We start from the raw sequence: 6360 nt of genomic DNA, 5'->3' as shown, positions 1-6360 counted from the left end.
CGTCTGCGCTCGCCGTAACTTTAAGTTTGTTTATCACTTGGTATTCCGCCCTAACGGCGGGTTACTTTCTTTTGCATGCCCAAAAGAACCCCATACCTACAAGAGCAAAGAAAAAGGCACACCGAATCACTTTCTAATCCAACCAATCAATCAATCACTTTTTTAATGCACCAGTTCATGCGCACATCTATGTGCTAAATGAACTTACAGCAAAGGTCCTGTTTGCTGTTGCTGAAAGTTATTCATTGTTTGGGAGAGTTCAATGTTGTGGCCGTTGTCGCTGCGTTGAGTTTTACTTCGTCAGTGCTCGTGATTGCTATCAATTTACTTGGTATTTATAATAATACCGTGTATTAATATTTTGGGTATGCTTGTTTACGCTATACGAATATTATACGAGATAACCGTATAAAAAATAATAACTCTTCTGCTTTACTTGTTTTGAGCAAGGCATCATTAAATAAATATTGAGATTTAAACCATGGCACTAGCAACCAGCCTAAGCGTACTTGAAATAAGTGCGATATTTTTATCAATTACCGCGTTACTCACCTATATAAATCATCGTTTTATTGGCTTACCAACAACCATTGGCGTTATGGTTATTTCAATGCTTTTATCTATCGGCGCTATATTTTTGGGCTTTTTAGGGTTTGATGGTCTTATAGATTACGAAGTGAGCTTACTCGATCAGTTAGATTTCCCTGAAGTTTTGCTTGATGGCATGCTTTCTATGCTGCTTTTTGCTGGGGCGCTGCACGTAAATGTTAGCGATTTAAGACGTTATAAATTGCCAATAGGCATTTTGGCCTGTGTTGGTACGTTGTTATCTACGGTTATTATTGCTGGCGCGCTTTATTTAGTACTTCCTTTGCTTGGTTTTGATTTAGCATTTATTTGGTGTTTACTGTTTGGTGCATTAATTTCGCCAACCGATCCGATTGCGGTAATGGGAATTTTGCAATCTGCGGGTGCGCCCAAAAGTATTGAAACCGTGATTGCGGGAGAATCATTATTTAACGATGGTATTGGCGTGGTTATTTTTGTGCTTTTACTGGGGGTTTTATCCAGTGGTGATATTCCTACAACCTACTATGTAGCGCACACGCTCGCGGTTGAAGCCGGTGGCGGTATTGTTTTTGGTTTGGTGTTAGGTGGTATTTTATATTACTTACTCAAAAGTATTAATAGTTACCAAGAAGAAGTGCTACTTACTTTAGCGGGCGTTATTGGTGGTTATGCACTTGCAAGCCATTGGCATTTGTCGGGCCCACTTGCAATGGTAATGATGGGGCTAATGGTCGGTAACCATGGTCGTAGTATGGCTATGAGCGACAAAACACGCCATTACGTTGATTTGTTTTGGGAGCTGATTGACGAGATTTTAAATGCTATTTTATTTGTACTGATAGGGCTTGAAGTTGTCATGATTACATTTTCGAGTAATTTGTTTGTGGCTGGTGGCTTAACAATTTTAATAGCATTACTCGCACGTTTAACCGTTGTGGGTATAACAACCACTGCATTTAATAAGCAATTAGAGTTGCCATCCGGTGCGTGGAAAGTGTTAACCTGGGGTGGCTTGCGTGGTGGTATTTCGGTTGCACTGGTATTGCAATTACCTGATGGGAGCGAACGCGATATTTTGTTGGCTCTAACTTATGCGGTTGTAGTGTTTTCTATTTTAATTCAAGGTTTGAGTATTGGTAAAGTGGCCAAAACTATCCGTCAAATATAAATAGGTTAAATATAATTTTTTAAAAGTGTGTGAAATAGCTGTATTTCACACGCTTTTATTTCTCTCTTATAAAAACAAAAAGGTAATTAAAACGTAAAGGCGAGCTGACGATGCAATCAACCGCATTAGAGTGTTAAATGGTTTTAAACAAACGATTAAATTCGTTTTGGGCTTTGTTATCCCCATTTAAAATCTTGGTTGATAAATTATAAATACGCTGAGTAACCCCTTGAACCTTTTCTTTAAAATCTTCAGCTTGCTGATGATCAATGCGATTATTTTTGTCGTATTTAGCTAATAACAAATCCATTACATGATTCATTTTAACTTTAAGCTTTTGTTGGGATATGCCTATTTGTTGAGTCCTGTCTGCGATCTTTGGTCTCGCATCAATTTCAGCCGTTAGCCATTGTTTATACTGGCTTACAAAATCGGGTGCATTCATGATCATTAATCCATTATTGGTGTCCAGCTTATAGCTACGAACGTCAGCGTTTGCTGAACCAATAAATAAATCATCGCCAAACAGCATGACTTTTGAATGTAAAGATAAAGTGCTGGTTTCATTCTCATTCGCTTGTTGATATTCACTGTAGTTAAATGTTGCTGATGTTGTTGCCGTTTGTTGCGCCCTATAGTCTTCAAATGCCTTCATTTGCCACATTGCGAGTAGATTCACCACATTTAGATCCGTGGTTTCAATAGAGTTGGTGATGATTTGCAAACTCACATGTGTACAGTCCCAACTACCGTCAACCATAGCACCTAGCGCGGCGAGTAGGTTGCCGGGCATAAAGAAGTAAGCGTTATGGATGATAACTTGCTGTGGGTTATTTACAGTTGCCTGTTCACAGGTTTTCTTCAAGGATGCTAGCCAAGTTGCATGAATCGCTTTTCCATAATCAGCTTCTTTACCGTCAATAGACCCATAACCTCTTTTACTTTCAAAGAAGGGAAGGTTCTCTAAGTAGTAAACTTGAGCTGAGGCATCTAAAGCAAAAGATTGGCTTATTCCCTGGGTACGTGGAGCATAGTTGTTGTTATAACTCTCAATCATTTCAGTCATGGATTGCTCAACTTTTATTAAGCGCTGATCCAAACTAACAAAGTGTTGTTGATAATATTGGTCAACACAAGTTGGATTGTTGGTACTTTGGTCAGTGCAAAATTCCTGTGATTGTTTGTAAATATCCAAATTCATTAAAAAATCATTGGGAGCATGCTCGCGGATTTCATCAAGCGAGGCCACCATAGTAGTAAAGTGCCAGAGGCGGTCAAAAGTAGAGGTCACTTGTGGGTCTGGGGCATTAAATTCTAATCGCACATCGGTATCCATAAAAATATATTTACTGGATAAGGGGCTCGGGTTCATATGATAAGAGTTTTCAACATTTCGACCGCCTAATTGCATGGTCTGTTGATCAACTAAGAGTAATTTATGATGTAAAAATTCAGTGAGATAATCCCAATCTCTGCGGGCAATTGAGTTATTTTCTCGATTGGTCGGTAAAAAGCTATTAACGGAATTTAATACTGGGTTGATTTGATCGCCTAATACTAATGTCGCTGTCGCTAATTTTATTTTCGCTGTCAACGAGGCTAAACCACCTTGGTAATTAGCTTGATAATATAATTTACCTAATTTTTTTAACTTAGCTTGGGTATCCGCACTGTCAGCGTCCGTTGAAGCGGATAATGCAGCTACATCTATTGATTGGCCATGTTCAAGAGAAAAAGCCATTAACTCGGGGTTTTTGGCATATAAGCCAGACAGGAAAATAGCAGACATAGGAGTCGATAAATTAGAAATACCAATGTCTGAAGCTAAGCGATTATTGATTTTTTCATTATCAAAGAGTTGTTCAATTTCAGCATACTTGTCTTGATTACAAGCAGCGTCTGCTTTGCTTGATTGACCACAACCTAAAGTTAAATAGACTGCATCTTTAACGATATTTTGGCTCGGTCTTCCATAAAGCCTAACTTGAATGTTGCCGCCTCCTGCTTGTTGCAAATAACTGAGGCGGTCTAAATCTTTGTAGGTGCTGAGGTAATCTAATAATAACCTGACTTTTACGCCTCGTTTTGCAGCGTTTATAAGAGCTTGGGCTAATACGGAAGATGTGTGATCGTCAGAAAAAATATAATAAGCAAGATCAATGTGGGTGTTAGCTGCATTTATCAAAGCCAGTTTACTGGCAAAGGCCTGATCATTATCGGTGATCACCGTGGCGGATTTTATTGGTAAATTGCCAGTGGATGCATACTGAGTTAACAAGGCATCATCTAATGCTACTTGTTCTCGAGTCGCACAAGCACTAAGTGTAAATATTCCAATTAAGATAAATAATTTAGTACCAATCTTGGTTAGTCGCATTACTGATTCCTTGTATTATTACTAAGTATTCATTGAAATGATTATTGTTAAATCTAGCACTGTATTTTTTAGCTGACTGAACTGGTCATCAATATAGGTGGATTTTTTGTTAGTCCCTTAAAGGGGATTTAAAACGAATAAGTGACATAAAATTAATAACTACAATCAAGCCAATAACTTATAAATGACTAAAAATCCACCATATAGGCAAAATATGAGTTATTCAAGTGCTCAGCTAGAATCTCTTTTTTAAAAAACAAACTATCGCCTTTAAGTCACATAAAAATGAAGGAGTTAATAATAAGGTTGAACTGATATGAACTCTTATCATCAAATTAAAACGATTCCTTCTCGTTTATGATGGTTCGGTAAGGCTAGACAACAAGTCATTGCTGGCTCTGTTTTCTATTAGGATGATAAAAGTTTATGGCTGTCCAAGATCTACCCCAATTAAGATAAATAATTTAGTGCCAATCTTGGTTAGTCGCATTACTGATTCCTTGTATTATTACTAAATGATCATTGAAATAATTGTTGTTAAATCTAGCATTGAATTTTTTAGCTGATTGAACTCTTTAACTGATTATATGTTGTAGTTAATTGAACCGGTCATAAATATAGGTGGATTTTTGTTAGTCTCTTAAAGGGCAATTAAAACTAATAAGTAACATAAATTAACAAGCAACATAAATTAATAACTACAATCAAGCCAGTAACTTATAAATGACTAAAAATCCACCATATAGGCAAAAAATGAGTTATTCAAGTGTTCAGCCAAAATCTCTTTTTTAAAAAACAAACTATTGCCTTTAAGTCACATAAAAATGAAGAAGTTGATAATAAGGTTGAACTGGTATGAACTCTTATCATCAAATTAAAACGATTCCTTGTCGTTTATGAACAAGTTGTCAAGTTGTGGACACCCAAATGTTGAAGTTAGGGATATCAATTAGTTAATGAGTTAAGTCGAAACTCAATGTGGTTAAATCAAACCTCTCGTTGAGTTAATCGTAATCCATATTGAAAGCTACAAACATTGCTCAATGCGGCTACGGCTACGCCCAAAAGATATGTAGAAAAAAGAAGCAAAAATGCCAAGTGGTTCTTAACTGACTGGCATTAGATTAATAAGGTCCATTTACAATGGTGTAATCATGGCATTTTTTTAATAATTTTAAAAAGCTGTTTAGATTTCGATCCAGACTGCTTTCGGGTAAATAGAGGTGATAACCATATGCCTTGGCGAGTTGTTCGCTTCGATGTAACCATGCTGCGATTGGGCCTTTATATATAACTTCATTTAACGTATAGGGCTCAAAATTAATCAGACTACCTTCAAAATCAACTTCTTTATTAGCGATCGCTAAAATGAGCAATTCTTGTTGTTCGTGAATTAATTTGTTCGCTAATCTTGGTGATATGCTTTTAGCTATATGGTCTAAATTATTTAGTTTGATGCCGACATAGGGTAATTGTATATGCTCACCTTGGACATCTGCTTTAAGTTCACCAAAACGTATAATATCTTGCCATGGTAGTGCCCACTGACCATGGCGATGACAATATCTAATCGTTTTTGGGGTGATAAAAAGACTGGTTCCGGGCTCTAAATATTTAAGTACACCTATTAAAATAAGCACTAATGTAGCTGATATGAGGAAAATTAATTGAATTTTAAAAGTTTGCCAAAGGAATAAACTTAGAAGCCAGAAAATAAATAGCGAGATACATCCAAGCCATATAAATGTGTGTGTATGACGTTTTGAATTAGGGTGAATGGTAATAACTCTATCCGTTGTATTATCCAATTTAGCCTTCCTTGAAAACTTTGTCAGTTGAACAAATACTTTTCATTAGCAACCATAAATATATTGTTGAGAGTAAATATGAGCTTTAGAAATTATATAATAAATGTAAATGACTATCATAAACGTAAATAACTGCCATCAACAAAGGAAATATTTGAGTGATTGTTAACAATAGGTAAATTTTTTACTGATAACAGGTTATCTTAGCTGCTGTAAAGTTGTCTGGAACTAGCTTTTCTAGAAGGTGCAGAGCTGATAGCCCTTGTAAGGTTAACTTTTTAAGTGCAGTGTTGCTAACGCATAACTAATTATTTTTGTAACTACTCAGGCCGTCGCTATTTAAGCCTATTTCTTCGTTGAAAAATGCTCATTTAAACCACTAAACTGCGCTTTTTCGCCTTGAACTAAGCATAAATAGCTTAGCCCTGAGCATTTAC

Annotated in this window: 3 protein-coding genes; 1 reads left to right on the top strand and 2 read right to left on the bottom strand. The window is 36.5% G+C overall.

All coding sequences use genetic code 11. From position 1 onward, the window contains the following. Positions 1 to 481: 481 nt before the first annotated feature. Positions 482 to 1738, top strand: a complete 1257-nt coding sequence (locus H5084_RS18690; protein WP_028870494.1) for a sodium:proton antiporter — start codon at positions 482 to 484, stop codon at positions 1736 to 1738. 133 nt (positions 1739 to 1871) lie between these two features. On the opposite strand, the gene H5084_RS18685 is transcribed toward H5084_RS18690, so the two are convergent. Next, on the bottom strand, positions 1872 to 4115 hold the full coding sequence (locus tag H5084_RS18685; RefSeq protein WP_182692155.1) for a phospholipase D-like domain-containing protein: 2244 nt from the start codon (positions 4113 to 4115) through the stop codon (positions 1872 to 1874). Positions 4116 to 5239: 1124 nt separating this feature from the next. Further along, a complete protein-coding gene (locus H5084_RS18680; protein WP_182692154.1) occupies positions 5240 to 5923 on the bottom strand; it encodes a DUF2982 domain-containing protein in 684 nt (227 codons plus the stop codon). Between the last annotated feature and the right edge of the window lie 437 nt (positions 5924 to 6360).

This window comes from Psychromonas sp. SR45-3, from assembly GCF_014163575.1.
Classification (GTDB): Bacteria; Pseudomonadota; Gammaproteobacteria; order Enterobacterales; family Psychromonadaceae; genus Psychromonas; species Psychromonas arctica.
This window is presented reverse-complemented; position numbering and strand designations above follow the sequence as displayed.

Bases quoted from the DNA above. Each gene is read 5' to 3' on its own strand.
- H5084_RS18685 (WP_182692155.1), bottom strand. From the start codon at position 4,115: ATGCGACTAACCAAGATTGGTACTAAATTATTTATCTTAATTGGAATA.
- H5084_RS18690 (WP_028870494.1), top strand. From the start codon at position 482: ATGGCACTAGCAACCAGCCTAAGCGTACTTGAAATAAGTGCGATATTT.